At 45.9% G+C, this 16,797-nt stretch carries 14 protein-coding genes; 8 read left to right on the forward strand and 6 right to left on the reverse strand.

The window, feature by feature from the left end; genetic code table 11:
* The first annotated feature begins 98 nt into the window (after positions 1 to 98).
* The 7 genes from moaA (at position 99) to ACFPIK_RS04710 (ending at position 5,855) form a co-directional block, all read left to right on the forward strand.
* Entirely contained in the window at positions 99 to 1,079 is a 981-nt protein-coding gene (gene moaA, locus ACFPIK_RS04680) for a GTP 3',8-cyclase MoaA (protein WP_377912739.1), read from the forward strand.
* The gene (locus tag ACFPIK_RS04685; protein WP_377912741.1) at positions 1,076 to 2,263 is read left to right on the forward strand and encodes a molybdopterin molybdotransferase MoeA; all 1,188 of its coding nucleotides are present in this window, start codon (positions 1,076 to 1,078) and stop codon (positions 2,261 to 2,263) included. The genes moaA and ACFPIK_RS04685 overlap by 4 nt, the downstream gene beginning before the upstream one ends.
* Positions 2,223 to 3,002 (forward strand): sulfite exporter TauE/SafE family protein, encoded by a 780-nt coding sequence (locus tag ACFPIK_RS04690; RefSeq protein WP_377912743.1) that lies wholly within the window; start codon positions 2,223 to 2,225, stop codon positions 3,000 to 3,002. The genes ACFPIK_RS04685 and ACFPIK_RS04690 overlap by 41 nt, the downstream gene beginning before the upstream one ends.
* A gap of 337 nt (positions 3,003 to 3,339) precedes the next feature.
* Positions 3,340 to 3,579 carry a MoaD/ThiS family protein gene (locus ACFPIK_RS04695; protein ID WP_377912745.1) on the forward strand — a complete coding sequence of 80 codons (240 nt, stop codon included), beginning with the start codon at positions 3,340 to 3,342 and terminating at the stop codon, positions 3,577 to 3,579.
* Positions 3,580 to 3,582: 3 nt separating this feature from the next.
* The gene (locus tag ACFPIK_RS04700) at positions 3,583 to 4,644 is read left to right on the forward strand and encodes a ThiF family adenylyltransferase (RefSeq protein ID WP_377912747.1); all 1,062 of its coding nucleotides are present in this window, start codon (positions 3,583 to 3,585) and stop codon (positions 4,642 to 4,644) included.
* Between the two features lie 7 nt (positions 4,645 to 4,651).
* Positions 4,652 to 5,098, forward strand: coding sequence for a molybdenum cofactor biosynthesis protein MoaE (locus ACFPIK_RS04705; RefSeq protein ID WP_377912749.1), 447 nt, complete (start codon positions 4,652 to 4,654; stop codon positions 5,096 to 5,098).
* Between the two features lie 46 nt (positions 5,099 to 5,144).
* A complete protein-coding gene (locus ACFPIK_RS04710; RefSeq protein ID WP_377912751.1) occupies positions 5,145 to 5,855 on the forward strand; it encodes a hypothetical protein in 711 nt (236 codons plus the stop codon).
* Here ACFPIK_RS04710 and ACFPIK_RS04715 read toward each other — a convergent pair.
* The 5 genes from ACFPIK_RS04715 to ACFPIK_RS04735 form a co-directional block, all read right to left on the reverse strand.
* Positions 5,839 to 7,062, reverse strand: a complete 1,224-nt coding sequence (locus ACFPIK_RS04715) for a carcinine hydrolase/isopenicillin-N N-acyltransferase family protein (RefSeq protein ID WP_377912753.1) — start codon at positions 7,060 to 7,062, stop codon at positions 5,839 to 5,841. The genes ACFPIK_RS04710 and ACFPIK_RS04715 overlap by 17 nt on opposite strands.
* Positions 7,063 to 7,066: 4 nt before the next feature.
* The gene (locus tag ACFPIK_RS04720; protein WP_377912755.1) at positions 7,067 to 8,089 is read right to left on the reverse strand and encodes a nitrilase-related carbon-nitrogen hydrolase; all 1,023 of its coding nucleotides are present in this window, start codon (positions 8,087 to 8,089) and stop codon (positions 7,067 to 7,069) included.
* 103 nt (positions 8,090 to 8,192) lie between these two features.
* Positions 8,193 to 9,557, reverse strand: coding sequence for a flavin monoamine oxidase family protein (locus tag ACFPIK_RS04725; RefSeq protein WP_377912757.1), 1,365 nt, complete (start codon positions 9,555 to 9,557; stop codon positions 8,193 to 8,195).
* A gap of 56 nt (positions 9,558 to 9,613) precedes the next feature.
* Positions 9,614 to 11,947 carry a glycoside hydrolase family 95 protein gene (locus tag ACFPIK_RS04730; RefSeq protein ID WP_377912759.1) on the reverse strand — a complete coding sequence of 778 codons (2,334 nt, stop codon included), beginning with the start codon at positions 11,945 to 11,947 and terminating at the stop codon, positions 9,614 to 9,616.
* 578 nt (positions 11,948 to 12,525) lie between these two features.
* A complete protein-coding gene (locus tag ACFPIK_RS04735) occupies positions 12,526 to 13,098 on the reverse strand; it encodes a TlpA family protein disulfide reductase (protein WP_377912761.1) in 573 nt (190 codons plus the stop codon).
* Positions 13,099 to 13,432: 334 nt separating this feature from the next.
* On the opposite strand from ACFPIK_RS04735, the gene ACFPIK_RS04740 reads away from it, so the two are divergent.
* Complete coding sequence (locus ACFPIK_RS04740; protein ID WP_377912763.1) at positions 13,433 to 15,679, forward strand: Tex family protein; 2,247 nt, start codon at positions 13,433 to 13,435, stop codon at positions 15,677 to 15,679.
* A 321-nt stretch (positions 15,680 to 16,000) separates the two neighbouring features.
* Here the strand turns inward: ACFPIK_RS04740 and ACFPIK_RS04745 are convergent, their stop codons facing one another.
* Positions 16,001 to 16,723: a LytR/AlgR family response regulator transcription factor gene (locus ACFPIK_RS04745; RefSeq protein WP_377912765.1), complete on the reverse strand. Its 723-nt coding sequence runs from the start codon at positions 16,721 to 16,723 to the stop codon at positions 16,001 to 16,003.
* Positions 16,724 to 16,797 lie beyond the last annotated feature (74 nt).

The raw sequence follows: 16,797 nt of genomic DNA on the forward strand, positions 1-16,797 counted from the left end.
GGGAGATTTAGAGATTGGGATTTTTTTGGTTCATCCTTAATTTGGATCTCTGACAAAATAACCTACGTTTTTACGGGACAATTCCCTAAACTAGTACCATGCTTCAAGACAGTTTCGGACGCGTACACGATTACCTGCGGATTTCCCTGACGGACAACTGCAATTTCCGCTGCGCGTACTGCATGCCGGTGGAGGAGATGGAGTGGATGCCTCAGTCCAAGCTCATGAGCAAGGAGGAAATCTTGAGCTTGGCAGAAACATTTGTCGGGCTGGGGGTAAAAAAAATCCGGTTGACTGGTGGTGAGCCTTTGGTCAGAAAGGAATTCCCTGAAATTTTGGAGCGGCTTTCTACTTTCCCGGTCGAACTCACCCTTACTACCAATGGTGTCCTGATTCATAAGCACATCGAGGTGCTCAAAAAATCGGGAGTTCGCTCCGTCAATGTCAGCCTCGATACACTCAACCGAGAAAAATTCCTCAAGCTGACCCGCCGAGATCAATTGGATCAGGTGTGGGAAAATATTCTAATCCTTTTACAAGAAGGTTTTCGGGTCAAGGTCAATGCAGTGGCCCTTCACGGGCTGATCGAAGACGAAATCTGTGATTTTGTACAGCAGACGGAAAAGCTGCCGCTTCATGTTCGCTTCATTGAGTTTATGCCTTTTGCAGGCAACCATTGGCAAAGCAACAAAGTGGTGACGGCTGCACAGATGCTTGACTTGGTCAAAGGCAAGTTTGAAGTGATCAAGCTGGAAGACAAAAAGCACGATACCGCAAAAAAATATCAGGTGCCTGGTTTTCAAGGGACTTTTGCCTTCATCACCACCATGAGCGAGCACTTTTGTGGGGACTGTAACAGACTCCGCCTTACAGCTGATGGGAAAATCAAAAATTGCCTTTTTGGAAAAGAGGAATTGGATTTACTGGGTGCGCTGCGAAGAGGAGAGGAGGTTGAATCTTTGATCCGACTTTCAGTTTCACGAAAGCATGCTGCCTTGGGAGGACAGTTTTCCCCGGATTACTTAAAGGCCAATCCAGACGCTATTGAAAACCGCAGTATGATCAAAATCGGAGGATGATGCACGAGTTTGTTGACGTATCAAAAGCCAAAGAGCTGCTAAAAGGGTTGGCAATTTCTCCCAAAAGCCACATTATTCCTCTTTCCCAAGCCGTTGGAAAATTTACCTCAAATCCTGTCTTTGCCCCCATGAATGTGCCTTCCTTCGACAATTCGGGCATGGATGGCTATGCTTTTGCGTGGGATGATTTGGGTGAAAGCCGAAAGTTAGCCCAAGTGGTACAGGCGGGAGTCAATCCTGACTTTACGTTGGAAAAGGGAACAGCTGTTCGCATTTTTACCGGTGCACCCGTACCTCGAGGTGCCGATACAGTGGTGCAGCAGGAGTGGGTCACAGTAATTGGAGATACTATCTTTTTTGAATTGGAAAAGCTCGTCAAAGGCATGCATGTCCGAAAGGCTGGTTCCCAATGTCAGACAGGAGAATTGATCCTTAATTCCGGGACTCAAGTCACTCCAGGTACGATTGGGCTTTTGGCTTCGCTGGGGATTGAGCAGGTGGAGGTCATTAGTTCACCTAGCCTGTCCATCATCCTCACAGGAGATGAAATCATCGAAATTGGTCAAGCCCTTCAGCCCGGACAGATCTACAATGCCAACGGTCCTGCTTTGATTGCCTACCTGAATCAAATGGGAATCAAGGAAGTAAAAGTGCTGAAGGTGAAAGATGAAAAATCAGAAGTTACTCGGGTAATTGGAGAAGCCTTAGGAGCCTCTGATGTAGTGCTGTTGACGGGTGGAATTTCAGTCGGAGATTATGATTTTGTAAAGGGCAGTTTGGCTGAAAATGGGGTCTTGCAGCTGTTTTACAAGGTGAAGCAAAAGCCCGGCAAACCCATCTTTGCGGGAGTAAAGGGTGAGAAAATGGTCTTTGCCCTGCCCGGTAATCCTGCTTCTGTACTGACCTGTTTTATCCAATATGTGAAGCCTTTTCTCCTTCGGATTCTTGGTAATCCTGATGCTTGGACTGCACCTGCTTACTTTCCGATCGCTTCGGATTTTAATAAAAAAGCACCGTTGACCTTTTTCCTTAAGGCCAAATTAGACAATGGTCGCGTGATCATCCTACCCGCTCAGGAATCCTTTAATCTACTTTCTTTCGGAATTGCGGATGGTGTCGTGGAAATTCCTCAAGAGCTGGAACATGTCGAAGCTGGAAGTTTGGTGGCATTTTATCCTTGGTAATCTGATGGAGCTTTGGGATGTGTTTCTTTACTTTTTGATGCCATTTGCGGCTTTTATGTATGCCTCGGTGGGGCATGGAGGAGCGAGTAGCTACCTGATGATCTTAGCGCTGATGGGTTTTGCTCCGGAGGAGATTCGCCCTTCGGCCTTGATTTTAAACATGTTTGTATCCATGATTTCCTTTTTGAACTATCGGAAATCCGGAGTCTTTCCGACCAAGCTCTTTTTGTCTCTCATCCTGTTTTCCATTCCTGCAGCCTATTTGGGCGGGAGGATTTTATTGGATACCGGGATTTACAAGCAAGTGTTGGGTGTGTTGTTGCTGTTTCCTGTGTTGAGATTTACAGGAGTTTTTCCGATTTCGGAGACTTCGCGAGTGGAGCAAAAATGGTGGATGGCCCCGGTCTTGGGTTTTGCGATTGGATTGCTCTCCGGTATGATCGGGATCGGAGGAGGGATTATCCTTTCACCGATCATTTTGATGCTGGGATGGGCGGGAGTAAAGGAGACCGCGGCATTGAGCGCACTTTTTATCTTTCTCAATTCAGTGGCGGGCTTTCTCGGGGCTTCGGTTTTCCATATTGAGTTTTCGACCCAGCTTTGGGTTTTACTGCCGTTGACGATTGCCGGAGGGGCTTTGGGAGCGTATTTGGGGGCTAAAAAGTTTAGTCCCAAAGCCTTGAAATACCTGTTGGCGTTTGTGTTGGCCTTTGCTGCGGTGAAGTTGATTTTAGGATGAGCGTTTCCCGCAGACCTGCTTGCAGCAGGCAAGTTTGCGCAGAAAAAGCCACGGATTCGCACAGATTTTTCTTTGAATAACCATCGCCGAAATGAGTGTCCTCACTCACTTCAATGTTTTATTCACCGCTGTGGCGCAGAGGAAGCAGAGACAGGAATAGAGCCACAGATTCACTGATGAATAGTGCCTCGCCGAAGTGAGTGTCCTCACTCACTTCAAAGGATGATAAATGAGGTCAAACTTTAGGCAGGAGATCATTTTATCAGTGATGATCACAGAAATCTATGGGAGAAAAAGCAGACGAACCCGTAACTTGGTGTCTGAATAAAACAAACCCATGTCTAACCGTATTCACATCAAAGCTTTTGGAATGGTCGCCGAGAAAATAGGCCAAGTGTCTATGGAACTTGAAAATCCGGGTACCACAGAGGCGTTGAAAAACCAGCTTTTTGACCAATTTCCGGTATTGAAATCCATGAAATTTTCCCTCGCGGTAAACAAAAAGATGGTGCTGGAAGATAGTGAGTTAGTATCGGGGGCAGAGGTCGCACTTTTGCCACCCTTTTCAGGAGGATAAGCTATGAATCGATTTGATCGTCAATACATTTTAAATGGCTTCGGGATCGATGGCCAAAAGAAACTCAGAAATGCCTCTGTGCTGATGGTAGGAGCGGGAGGCTTGGGCTGTCCCGCTTTGCTGTACCTGGCCGCAGCCGGCGTAGGAAGAATCGGTGTCATCGACGGAGACATCGTCAATGTCACCAACCTCAACCGGCAAGTGCTCTTCGGTGAAAAGGATCTAGGGAAAAATAAGGCAGAACAGGCTGTTCGTCATTTTCAAGAAAAGTATTCCGACATCAATTGGGAGATTTTCCCGGAGTTTCTCACCGTACAAAATGCCCAGGAATTGATTGCTGATTACGATTTGGTGATCGATGGCACAGATAATTTTCCCACTCGCTACCTTGTCAATGATGCCTGTTTGCTTCATGGAAAGCCTTTTGTCTTCGGGGCGATCTATCAGCACGAGGGACAGGTGTCGGTGTTTAATTTGGGAGAAGAAGGCTGCAACTACCGGGATGTCCACCCTGAGATGCCCGGGCCAAATGAAATTCCCAATTGTGCGGAAACTGGAGTCTTGGGTGTTTTGCCGGGAATCATTGGCAACCTGATGGCCTTGGAAGCGATCAAAGTGCTCAGTGGCTATGGTGAACCTCTGAAAAATCGCATGCTGTATTTTAACAGTCTGACTTCTCAAACCTACGAGGTAGAATTGATGCCGAAGAAATCTTCCTCAGCCCCTGAATCTTGGTCCGTTTTAGAAAATACCGATTACCAACAGGCCTGCGGTGCGGTGAAGGAGATGACCTGGAAGGATGCCATGGGTAAAATGAACCAGAATGTGGCCTTCGTGGATGTTCGCGAGTTGGATGAATTACCACCTTTGGTGTGTACAGGGCTGATGAAAATCCCTATGTCTGTTCTGGATTCCCAACTCGACAAACTTGAAGATGCGGAGCAGATTTTGATTTTCTGCCAAAGCGGAATGAGAAGTCAGAAGGCTGCTCAGGTACTTTCCGAAACCTATCCTGATAAAGCCATTTTCTCCATCAAGGGTGGTATCAATGACCTGAAATCCTAATTGACCCATGGAAAAGGAACGTAAACCCAAAAACATCTTTGTGCAGGGCCCGATTGCTCCTGAGAAAATCGCCCAATCCATTGCCAACCATGCTACTAAAACGGACATCGGTGGGCACTCTATTTTTCTCGGACAGATCCGTGCCGATGAGAAGCCTGAAGGAAAAGTCATCGCCATCGATTACACTGCCTATGAGGAAATGGCTTTGGAAAAGGCTTTTGAAATCCGAGAGGCAATTTTTGCCAAGTATCCTCTGACTTGCATGCACATCTACCATAGCTTAGGTGAAATCAAGGTTGGCGAGATTTGCCTGTTTGTCTTTACTTCTTCCAAGCACCGCAAAGCTGCCATGCAAGCCTGTGATGAATTGGTCGAGCGGATCAAAGCAGAATTGCCGATTTGGGGCAAGGAGATTTTAGATATGGACGGACATGTTTGGAAGGTAAATACCTAGTATCCAAGGATTTTATTTTTTACCTTATTCCCAAAATTTTTAGAATATGTTTGACAAGTTTAACCTCGGATTGTTGGATTTATTAACCCTCATTTTGCCGGGTGGTCTGTTGATTGGATTGGCGTGGAAAACCGGATTGATTTCAGAATGGCAATTTTTTGATCATCCCAACTTGCCCGAATGGGTGATTGGGGCGGCTTTTGCCGCTGCTGCCTATGTGATGGGACACTTTGTCTATCTTATTTCCAGTTACCTCGATGATCTGGTTTTTGCTAAAATCAAAGAAATCTGGTGGCCCAAAAATACGCTGTTCACCCAAGCCAACGGGATCCGAACTCAAAAAATCAAAGAAGTCAGCACCAAAGATTTTAACAATTTCAAATATGCCTTAGGATACCTGCTCCAGCACAGCGGAGCCTTATATTTTGTGGTGGAGCGCTTGATGGCAGAGTCTAAGTTTTTCAGGAGTTTCTGTGTGGTTTTGTTTCTAGCTGCGGGGTCAGCCTTTTATTTGGGAAACTGGCAAGAGGGGATAGTAGAATTGGTGTTTATGGTTTTTTCCATGGTTCGCTACCTCTCCCAACGTGCCAAATCCATTGAGGTGGCCTACCAATATTTAATCCTGCTTCATGAAGATGAACTTGAAAAATACCTGCCCTTGGCAGAGGATGCTTCTCCCTCAAAAAAGTCCAAACTGAAGGATTTTTTCTTTAAACTTCAAAAAAGCCTCCATCATTTGATCAACTCCAAGTCTTGATCAACTGGACATACTCGTTTAGACAAGAGTTCGAAAAGGCCTGAAAAACTTCCAAATCAGCCTTTTTTTCAATCAGTTCCTGATCTTTTTTCAACCAGTTTTTCTGGATTTCATCAAGCTGGATTCTAAGCTTTGGTTGGTGGTTGTGGTAATCTAAGAGTAGGCGTTCATGCATCTTTTTGGCCTGCCACCAAAGACTTTGATCGGCTTGAGAACCCGGATTTAGCAAGTCTGATTCAAGCGTAGTTCCAAAATAAAAAGGGACATACAAGCTCATGCAGGGATGGGAAGTTCCCGTCAGCCAAATCGTGGATTGCCCATCTTTTCGGATCTCAGCCACCATACTTCCTGTCGTATCGGATGGATTGGTAAAACCTGTGGCATGCATGCAGATGCATCCTGTGGTCGCTTTCTTGGGATTAAAATCTTCTCGATCATGCTGCCTTAAGGCTTGGAAGAAATCTTCCATATTGGGTTTCTTTTTTCTTTCCAATAAACCCAAAGTACAAGCCTGCCGCTGCTTGGCGCGTCCGGCTGTGGTATAGAGCAAATCAGAATAGGTTGATCGGAAGTTTTTCGGGTTTCCTGAGAAGAGTGCCTGGATGGTCCTTGGTTCTTTTTCGAAGTGGGCTTCAAGGTAATTCTCCTCGATCGAAAGGCTGTTTGAGATGCTGCCAAAGTCAGCTACTGCCCGATAAGCCCATGATTTTCCGGCTGTTTCCAAAATGAAGGCCTCCTGGGTGTCGGCAATCAGGAAACTGTTGTGGTAGTAGAAATTGGTGTTTTGGTAGCCTCCGCAGGCATTTTGTCCATATTCATGGAGCAAACTAATGATGATCTGAAGTGCTTCTTTGGCGGTTTTTCCTCGTTCCAACCCCAATCTCAGCAGGTCCATTCCCGTCAGGCCAAGCTGCTTTTTATCAAACTTTACATTCGTGAAAACCGCTTCGTTTCCGATTACTACGCCATGTTCATTGGAGCCCATTTCGGCTCCCCACATCTGGAAAGGCTTGGATAGGATCACTTGATAGGTCAATTCTACCTGTGGAATGCTAATAAATGTGCATTGAAGATGCGATTCTTGGTGAATGGTTTGTGGGACGTGGATGATTGCCTGTGCTTCCAATGGCTCTCTATCGGAGTTTTTACCTAGAATCAGATTACCCGATTTGGTCACATGAGGAAGGGCCACTAGCGTGTCACACATGAGATCAGAATTTTAACGCCCAGATTCCAGCTTTTTCAGCCGGCTTTACCGATACTAATTCTCCTTTGGCAATGATCAATGGCTGTCCATCGGTACCCAAATCCCACAGTTCACCTCTCAAAAACACATTCATGCCGTAACTGGCACCACTTTTTTTGATCTGTCCGGGAAGTGCATATTTTTCCCAAGCGGCTTGCTCAGTGATTTTTCCAATATCGGAGAGGTCTGTTCCCGAAGGTTCCTTTTGCCCACTGTATCCTTGCCAAAGTTTATCCATCGTACTTTCTCCGGTGCAGTAGGAAGGAACGAGGATAAGTTCAGCTTTATTTTTTTTGGCATTTTCATAGGCACTGGGAAACCAGCTGTCGGCACAGATCAATACAGATGTTTTGCCAATGGGAAGTTCAAACACCGGCAGCTCTCCAGTGCTGGCAGAGGTTAGAAAATCCTGTTCTGATTCAATTGGGAAGGCTTTAAGAATGGGCTTGCCAATGATTTTTCCATCAGGACCAAAGACAAAACTGGCATTGTATAGTTTGCCTGTAGGCTCAATTTCCAATTCACCGTTGATCACTCGGGGTTCTGGTAGAATGATAGAACCAGGTATTAAAGTGGTATTGAATTCTTTGGCCAACTCGCTGAAAGTAAGGTAAAAGCTCTTGGCCATTTTTCGGGATTTCATCCGGAAGAGTGCCGCTGCAGCCTTGTCCTTTTCTTCCTGATCTTGAAAATAGAAGATTCCAAATTCGAAAAAGTTGCTTAGGACCATTAAGGTCATGGCATCAGTAAGGGTCTTCTCTTTGGCAATAGCATGTTTTTCTCCTTCCAAAACCAACCAAGTTCCCAGATATTCAGGAAGAAGGACTGCTGAATTTTTCCCAAGAAATCCTTGTCTTCTTGCTTCGTGTAGGTAGTAAGTGATTTTTTCTTTGAAAGTTTCCTGATAGAAGTAGTCCTGAACTTCCATGTAGGGTTGGATTCCTACCAGAGTTCTTTCTAAACTGTCCGCTGCAGGAATCTTCTCCACTAGGGAGAGATATGGTTTTGGTACTGGGTAAGGAAGATTACGGCCATAGTTTGACCAGATCAGCCAACAGAACAGCAACAATATAAGAAAACTGATCAATCGCTTAATCATGGTGTATGGCTGCTAAAATCTCCATGGCCGCCGATTCTCCGGCTAAAACCGCCCCTTCGATGTAGCCATGCCATTTGGTGGCTGCTTCTGTGCCTGCGAAGTAAAGTGGAGGCAAAGGACTTCGATAAGCGTCTTGAAAATCCGTCCAAGCGTGCGGCTGCATCAAGGCCGCATAGCATCCCTTGGACCAAGCTTCGTCGATCATAGAAAACTCCTGGTACTCGATGGCTTCCTTGGCTTTCTCTCCAAAATACCTGGTGAGTATTGCTTCCATTTTCACTTTTCTGTCGTTTTTTTCGAGGAAGAAAAACTGCTCCGCTCGACTTCCTACCACAAAACCCATTAAAATTCCTTTGCTGGCATCTGCAGGGGAGCAGTCGTACAGCGTTTGAAAAGGTGTTTTGTCATCGGATACCGATTGGCCTGAAAATCCCAACTCCCTCCAAAAGGGCATTTCGTAGATCATAAAGCACTTTGCCACCCTGCCCATGGGGTAATTGTGAAGCAACTGCAATTTTTGGGAAGGTAATGCCGGGGAAAAGGAGATTTGAGCCAATAAGGGTGGAGGTACAGCCAATATGACTTTGTCAGCATAAACAGAAAACCCTTTCCCAAGGATAGTGACTCCTGAATGGGTATATGAAATTGTGGTTACAGGGGATTCCAATCGGATTTGGTTTAGAAAAGGCTTAGCCATGGCCTCGACGAGTGTCTGCATTCCCCCTTTGATTCGATGCTCTTGGGCACCCCCTTTGACATTGATGAGGCAGTCTAGCGATGTACCTGAGCGGATGTAAAACAAGCCATGAAGCAAGGAAACCTGATCAGGATCGCAGGCGAAAATGGTTTCGCAACCTACCCGGATCACCTTGTAGCAAGCCGATGTTTTGGAGTGTTTGCGTAGGAATTCATCCAGATGCTGGCTGTCCCATTCCTTGGCTTTGGGGTGATTCCATGGGGCTTTGGGATCGATCTGTCGTGCTAGTTTTTCCAGTTTACGGATCAGCCAATCGAGATTGAGTAGGGAGAAAAGGTCGAGCTTTGGGATGGTACCTCGGTAAGTTTTGAGCTTTTCGCCAAGGTTAAGGATGTTTTTGCCTTGGTTGTAGGTTTCGAAGTAATTCACGTCGAGTTCGTGACATAACTCGTACATCCAATCCTGAGTGGGACCTATCCATTGCCCACCAAAGTCCAGGTAATAGCCTTGGTCAAATTGCTTGGTGAAAACCCTACCCCCCAGTCGCTCTCTTGCCTCCAAAACGAGGAAGGAAGTACCTGCTTCATGAAGTTTTTTTGCTGCTGCAATTCCCGAAAAGCCTCCGCCAATGATGGCTACAGATACCGAATGCTCACTCATGAATGGAAGGTAATTATTTTTTCAACTTGGTAGGATTGGCATTTGATAAATGCTGTTCAAAACTCCATTTCCATGCTTTCTCCTTTTTTAAGGAAAAGCTCGATCTCCGAACCATCTGCGAGGATGACTGCTTTTTTACCGAGGTTGGAGAGGATTTTCATTGTTTTGATCTGCCCATTTTCCCAGGTAAAATCCAAGGTGAATCCGCCTCTGGACTTCAATCCGGCTACTTTTCCCGAAGTCCAAGCTTTGGGCAAAGCCGGTAAAATGCGGATGATTCCTTCTTCGTGGGATTGAAGGAGCATCTCCGCTACCCCTGCCGTGTAGCCAAAATTCCCGTCGATCTGAAAGGGAGGATGGGCATCGAATAGGTTGGGGTAAAGGGATTGAGCAATGAGTTTTTGGATGTGATCATGGGTCATTTGTCCATCCATCAGTCTTGCTGAGAAATTGATCAGCCAAGCCCGTGACCAGCCTGTGCCAGCGCCTCCATGATCGAGGCGGTAGTGAAGGGTCTTTTTTACTGCTTCAAAATAGTCAGGTGTTTGGCTAAGGGTGATGGCATTTCCCGGATGAAACGCATACAAATGAGACATGTGGCGGTGACCTTTTTCAGGCTCCTCGTAAGGTCTGTCCCACTCCAAAATCCTTCCATCCGGTCCAAGTTGGACTCCTGGGCGAAGACCTTCGAGCTGGGTCTTGATGGTAGAGACCAAGGCTGTATTGACCTTGAGAATCTCGGCGGATTGACGATAAATGGTAAAAATATCCTCGATCAATTGCTGGTCCATAGCGGCACCAAGGGTCGATGCGGCTTTAATTCCTTTTTCGTTGATGAATTGATTTTCGGGGGAGGTCGAGGGTGCGGATACGAGCCTTCTGTCTCTCTGATCGGTCATCAACCAGTCGGAATAAAACTGTGCGATCTGCTCAAAGGCCGGAAAGGCCCTTTCCCTGAGGAATCTCTCATCCCCCGTGTACAAGTAGTGCTCCCAATAGTGTCTCCCCAACCAAGCACCCGCTCCGAACCAACTCCCCCAATAGGCTGTGGCAGCTTGAAGAAACGGGATTTTCCAAATGTCAGTGGTGTGAGGCAGCATGGCTCCTCGGATGCCGAAATTGGTTGTAGCGGCTTTTTTTCCATTCTCGATCAGTCTATCGACAAAGTCAAAAAGTGGCAAGTGAAGTTCGCTGAGTCCGGTGACTTCCGCAGGCCAATAATTCATTTGCAAGTTGATGTTCAGGTGGTAATCAGCATTCCAGGGTGCGGCGATGTGCTGATTCCAAAGGCCTTGGAGATTGGCAGGATTGGTGCCGGGTCGCGAGGAAGAGATGAGTAAGTACCTTCCAAAGTCGAAAAGCAACTTCTCCAGATGCAGGTCAACTTGGTCATTTTTTACCCTTGCGATTCGCTGATCAGTAGGGAGGAGATCTTCAGTCTCTGTTCCTAAGGTCAGACTCATTCGGTTAAACCAAGTTTGGTACTCCCGCTCGTGAGCAGAGGTGAGCTCTCCCCAACTTTTGAAAGAGATTTTCTCCAGCTGTTCTTCTGCGACTTTTTCGAAATGCTCGTGATAAAAGGAGGTCGCGGTAACCAATTTTAGATAGAGGATTTTTGCACCGGTTATTTCCAGTCCATTTTCAGAGGGTGTAATTTTTCCGTCAGGACTTTGGGCCAAGAGTAGGGTGCGAAATTTCACTCCTTCTGTGATGGGATAGGGCTTGGAATCAATCTGTCCGCCGCGCTGCGTGACCATTCCACTCATTTCTAGAAGTTGAGGATGAAGCACTTGGGTCACTGCGGTGGGAAAATTCTGGTCGGCAGGGCGATTGAGACGGATTTTACCGTTGAATCCGTTAGGATGATCGGTGCTGAGTTGTATTAAAATCGCCTGATCTGGTGCGGAGGCAAATACTTGTTGCTTGACTTGATGCCCTTCACTGAGAAAGGAAACTTCTGTCACGGCTTTTTCCAAATCGAGCGACCTTCGGTATTCGGTGATTTCCTTCCAGTCAAAATCCAGCCACAAGTCACCGAGGGTCTGATGCGATCGGGTCACACCTTTTCTGGAAAATTTCAGGACCATCAGCGAATCTGCCTTGTGATGATTTCCGTCAATCAGGTATCTTCTGATTTGAGCGAGGTCTTCCGATCTGCCTTCAGCCAGTTCCCAATCGTCAGGGCCGCCCGGCCAAAGTGAATCTTCATTGAGCTGGATGCGGTCATTCGTAGTTTTGCCAAAAATCATTGCCCCCAGACGCCCATTTCCGATCGGTAATGCTTCTTCCCATTTCTCAGCTGGAGAAGTGTACCAAAGGACGGATTTTTGGGCTTGGGTCGAAAAAATACAGGCAATCACCCAGCAGCATGTCAGGGCAAGATTTTTCATGGGTTACTTGGGTTGAGGCTACAGATTACTGTTTTTTCTCAATCCTGACAATCAAAAAGTGGATAAATCACCTGAAAAAGCTTTTAGTCAAATCCAGTTTTGGGTTTTACCTTTAAGGAGTTTAAGTAGCTGAATCTATGGTAAGAATGTCCGCAAAGAATCCACTAGGCAAATTTAAATAGTAGATATGAAGGTCAATTTTTGGTAGTCTTAGATCCAAAGGATTGTAACAATTCATAACCCCCGGTGTAGCCGGGGGCAAAGTCAATAAAATTGAAAAGGAGCCCTGAAGGGGTGACACGTCTAAGTTTCACCCTTTCACGGCTCAAAGGAGGGGAAATTTCATTAGCTACCCTGCACTTCGTACAGGGTTATGAATGGTTTGGCTCCTTCGGAGCTACTTAAAGAGGCGATTTGAAATTTTGAAAAAATACGACTTCATTAATCTTATTCTACTTTCACTTGAGGTTGGTGTAATTGCGGAAATAGAAAATCTAGGTAAATCCGAGCGGAAGTAAGAGTAAAGGTTTCTCATAGAAAGCCTCTTAATTCTCTTAATGTTGATGAACCCTTGTGATTTATTGACTTACCAAGAATTCCCGAAACTCGTCCGTGTTGAAGTTGCTCATGCCCTGCTGGTAGAATACAATTTTGCCTTCTTTATTGACCACCAAAGTAGTGGGAATAGATTCGCTTTGAAGGCTTTGGTTGAGTCCATAGCTGGCGTGAACCACCGGAAAACTCCAGGTTTTTCCTTCCATAAAGCCCTGACTTTTTCGAATATCCTTGTCCAGTCCGATCAGGAGGAATTCCAGGTTTGGAGTGTCTTTGACGGATTTGTAGAGTTCTGAGATGTGCGGCATCTCAGCTCGGCAGGGTCCGCACCAAGAGGCCCATAGGTTGATGAACACGGTTTTTCCTCGGTAATCCTGAAGGTCCACCACATTCCCTTCAAAGTCTTTGAACTGACCGCGGTAGTCAAAGTTTTGATCCGTCAGATCGGGGATTTCCAGTTTGGGTTTGATCAGTCCTGTGGAAAGCAAGACCGATTGAATCCCTCCCTGAATCACCGGAAGTAATCCCGTGAAATAGAGAAATGCGAAAAATGCCAGTATTAGACCCCAAGACTTAACTTCCTTTTTCCAATCCATGAGACAAATTACGATGCTTCGACTACGCTCAGCACAAGTTTTAGATTTACGACACGTTGAGGATCTTTATTTATCATTCAGATACCTCCAGCTTATTTCGATTTTTAACTGCAAATGTTTTACGGCATTGAGTGGGCCTTTTAAGATTACCTAAGTTTAATTTTGAAACTCGCGAAATCCGAAATCCCATATCCGAAATCCAATCAATTTTTGAATCTTCAATTTTACAATCTTTAAATCAGTCCATTAGTGACCAACCGCACATTTCAGGTTTTTGGGATCAAAAGCCGGCTTATCTTGCAGGCTAGTTTTTGCTTTAGATTTCTCTTTGACTATGACTTACGAAAGTAAAATTGCATCCGAACTCGGGGTCAAACCCCATCAGGTCCAGGCGACTATCGAACTCTTGGATGGAGGTGCTACTGTCCCATTCATTTCCCGGTATCGAAAAGAGGCAACCGGTACCCTAGATGAGGTACAAGTGGCCACCATACGTGACCGAATCGAGCAGCTTCGCGAATTGGACAAGCGCAGGGAAGCGATCCTCAAGTCCATCGAAGAGCAGGGTAAACTGACTCCCGAACTCAAAAAGGCCATTGATGCAGCGGAGACCATGGCCAAGTTGGAGGATATTTACCTGCCCTACAAGCCCAAACGACGAACCAAGGCTACCATTGCCCGGGAGAAAGGCTTGGAGCCTTTGGCGGAGCGAATCTTTGCGCAGACTTCTTTTGATCTGGAAGCTGAGGCTGAAAAGTACTTGAGTGAAGAAAAAGAGGTCAAAACGGTAGAGGAAGCCCTACAAGGTGCCCGTGATATCATTGCGGAGTGGGTAAATGAAAATGCACAGGTTCGAGAGAAGATGCGCAAGCTTTTTCTTGAAGAAGGCGTCTTCACTTCCCGTGTCATTCCCGGCAAAGAAGCCGAAGCGATCAAATACAAGGATTATTTCGATTGGTCTGAGCCAATCAAGACTGCGCCATCCCATCGGGTATTGGCAATGCGACGAGGGGAAAAGGAGCTTTTCCTAATGCTGGATTCCTGTCCTGAGGAAGGTTCGGCAGTGGCTTTGATCGAGCGAGAGATTCTCGAACATGCGGCGAATTCTGCTGTTGATCAGGTGAGGTTAGCTATAAAGGATTGTTACAAGCGACTGCTAAAACCCAGTATGGAGACGGAAGTCCGCCTGCTGACCAAGAAAAAGGCAGACGAAGAAGCCATCAAGGTATTCGCGGAGAATCTCCGGCAGTTGCTGCTTGGTGCACCTTTAGGTGAGAAGTCGGTGATGGCCATTGACCCGGGGTTCCGTACCGGCTGTAAGTTGGTATGTCTCGGTCCACAAGGGCAGTTGCTGCATTATGAAGCGATTTTCCCTCACGAACCGCAGCGTCAGACGGCCGCTGCAGGGATGACGGTGCGAGGTTTGGTGGAGAAGTTCAGCGTGCAGGCGATTGCCATAGGTAACGGTACCGCAGGTAGGGAGACCGAGTCATTTGTAAAGTCTCTCGGACTTTCCAAATCAGTGATCGTCACCATGGTCAATGAAGCCGGGGCTTCCATTTATTCGGCTTCTGAAGTGGCGAGAAATGAATTTTCTGATCTGGATTTGACGGTGCGGGGTGCTGTTTCTATTGGTCGTAGATTGATGGATCCTTTGGCAGAGCTTGTCAAAATCGACCCCAAATCCATCGGAGTGGGTCAGTATCAGCATGACGTGGATCAAAATGCGCTCAAAAACTCGCTCGATGACACCGTCATGTCCGCAGTAAACGGCGTAGGGGTAGAAGTCAATACGGCTTCCAAAGAACTTTTGACTTATGTCTCCGGATTGGGGCCCGTGCTGGCCCAAAACATTGTCGATTTCCGAAAGGAAAATGGTCCTTTTTCCAGTCGGGCTCAGCTGAAAAAAGTGCCAAGATTAGGAGAGAAAGCCTTTGAACAAGCCGCGGGTTTCCTGAGAATCCGCAATGCAAAGCATCCCCTAGACCGATCGGCTGTTCACCCTGAGCGCTATGAATTGGTGGAGAAAATGGCCCAAGATCTGAAGGCTTCCGTGCAGGAATTGATGACTTCGGAGGAGCTTCGGAACCGGATCGTGTTGAAAAACTACGTTTCTGAGACCGTGGGGTTGCCCACACTTCAAGACATCGTGGAGGAATTGGCTAAGCCGGGCAGAGATCCGAGAGAGAGCTTTGAAGTGTTTCAGTTTCAGGAGGGCGTCAACTCCATGGCGGACCTAAGAGTCGGGATGAAGCTACCGGGTATCGTGACTAACATTACTGCCTTCGGAGCATTTGTGGATATCGGAGTACATCAGGACGGATTGGTTCACCTCAGCCATCTCGCGGATCGATTTGTCAAGGATCCCAATGAAGTAGTAAGTGTAGCTCAAAAGGTACAGGTGACGGTGATGGAAGTGGATGTGGCCAGAAAAAGAATCGGGTTAAGTATGAAAGCTGATCCTTTTGCTGAACGGGGGAAAAAGTCAGAAAAGCCTCAGCCAAGAACAGAATCAAAGCAGGAGGAAGGTTCCATGTCCGACAAACTTGCCATGCTCAAAGCTCAATTCGGAAAACGGTAATCTGAGTCGAATTAGAGTACCTCATGAAGCCACTTTCAGCAGGTGAGCTTGGTTCCATTTGATGTAATAGGTGACAGCCCTTGGATACGCACTTTGTTTCTATATTCCTGCGCTACATATACAAAATTTCTGTTACGCTTCATGGCTATTCTGATTTTGATTAACTATGATCAGAATTAGTTAAGCCAACAAGAAATTATATAGTAGAGTAAAAAGAGTAATAGAAAAGTTGTGTCACCCACTTGTTTTCGATTTGTTTGTTTGTAACAAAAAAGCCTGCTTTTAAAGCAGGCTTTTTTTATTCTACATCACGTGAAGAGGTTACTGTTTTTTATTCTGTAGGATAGTAAGGAAGTCCTTATAAAAACCTCTTCGGATAGGAATGATTTGGTTGTTGATATTGCATTCTTTGGAATTGAGATCTTTTACCCTACTGAGGTTGACCACATAGGATTTGTGAATTCTCAAGAATTTTTCAGGATTAAGTTTTGGAAGGAAAGTCTTCAGGAGCTCACGAATCAGGAATACTTTATTGTCTGTAAAGATCCTCAGATACAAACCTTCTGCCTTGACATACTGAATGTCATTTTCGTCAAGGAGAATGATTTTTCCTTTGTCACGGATAGGTAAAAGATTCCTTTTTTGTCCGGCTTTTCCAGTTTCTTCCGGCTTTTCCAGTTTTTTGGAGATCAAATAAAGTGTTGATTCCAAGGATTTTAAGCTGAAAGGTTTGAGGAGATATCCATCGTACAGGGTGTCGGAGATTTTATCCAAGACACTTTTTCCTGACAAAGCAGTAGTAAATAGAATACCGCATTTAGGGAATTTTTCTCTGATCACGGCAGCGATATCGATCCCTTTGACATTGCCCTTGAGCATGATGTCTACCAAGAAAAGGTCGATATCATTTTTGGCTATAAAATCGGGCACATCTTCCGCCGTTGGGATGATCCCAACCACATCATATCCATGCTGTATCAGATACTCCGAAATGTTCTCTGCGAGATCAATTTCGTCTTCAATTATCAAGACTTTTAGGCTCATGGCTAAATTTGGATCTTTTTATTAGTATGATCACTAATCAATGAAATGATCTGAATAAAAATATATACAATCTG

Origin of the sequence: Algoriphagus aquatilis, assembly GCF_042657405.1 — a bacterium.
GTDB classification, from domain to species: domain Bacteria; phylum Bacteroidota; class Bacteroidia; order Cytophagales; family Cyclobacteriaceae; genus Algoriphagus; species Algoriphagus aquatilis.

Coding starts and splice junctions, on each gene's coding strand:
- moaA (WP_377912739.1), top strand. CDS start 99: ATGCTTCAAGACAGTTTCGGACGCGTACACGATTACCTGCGGATTTCC.
- ACFPIK_RS04685 (WP_377912741.1), top strand. CDS start 1,076: ATGATGCACGAGTTTGTTGACGTATCAAAAGCCAAAGAGCTGCTAAAA.
- ACFPIK_RS04690 (WP_377912743.1), top strand. CDS start 2,223: ATGTCGAAGCTGGAAGTTTGGTGGCATTTTATCCTTGGTAATCTGATG.
- ACFPIK_RS04695 (WP_377912745.1), top strand. CDS start 3,340: ATGTCTAACCGTATTCACATCAAAGCTTTTGGAATGGTCGCCGAGAAA.
- ACFPIK_RS04700 (WP_377912747.1), top strand. CDS start 3,583: ATGAATCGATTTGATCGTCAATACATTTTAAATGGCTTCGGGATCGAT.
- ACFPIK_RS04705 (WP_377912749.1), top strand. CDS start 4,652: ATGGAAAAGGAACGTAAACCCAAAAACATCTTTGTGCAGGGCCCGATT.
- ACFPIK_RS04710 (WP_377912751.1), top strand. CDS start 5,145: ATGTTTGACAAGTTTAACCTCGGATTGTTGGATTTATTAACCCTCATT.
- ACFPIK_RS04715 (WP_377912753.1), bottom strand. CDS start 7,062: ATGTGTGACACGCTAGTGGCCCTTCCTCATGTGACCAAATCGGGTAAT.
- ACFPIK_RS04725 (WP_377912757.1), bottom strand. CDS start 9,557: ATGAGTGAGCATTCGGTATCTGTAGCCATCATTGGCGGAGGCTTTTCG.
- ACFPIK_RS04730 (WP_377912759.1), bottom strand. CDS start 11,947: ATGAAAAATCTTGCCCTGACATGCTGCTGGGTGATTGCCTGTATTTTT.
- ACFPIK_RS04735 (WP_377912761.1), bottom strand. CDS start 13,098: ATGGATTGGAAAAAGGAAGTTAAGTCTTGGGGTCTAATACTGGCATTT.
- ACFPIK_RS04740 (WP_377912763.1), top strand. CDS start 13,433: ATGACTTACGAAAGTAAAATTGCATCCGAACTCGGGGTCAAACCCCAT.
- ACFPIK_RS04745 (WP_377912765.1), bottom strand. CDS start 16,723: ATGAGCCTAAAAGTCTTGATAATTGAAGACGAAATTGATCTCGCAGAG.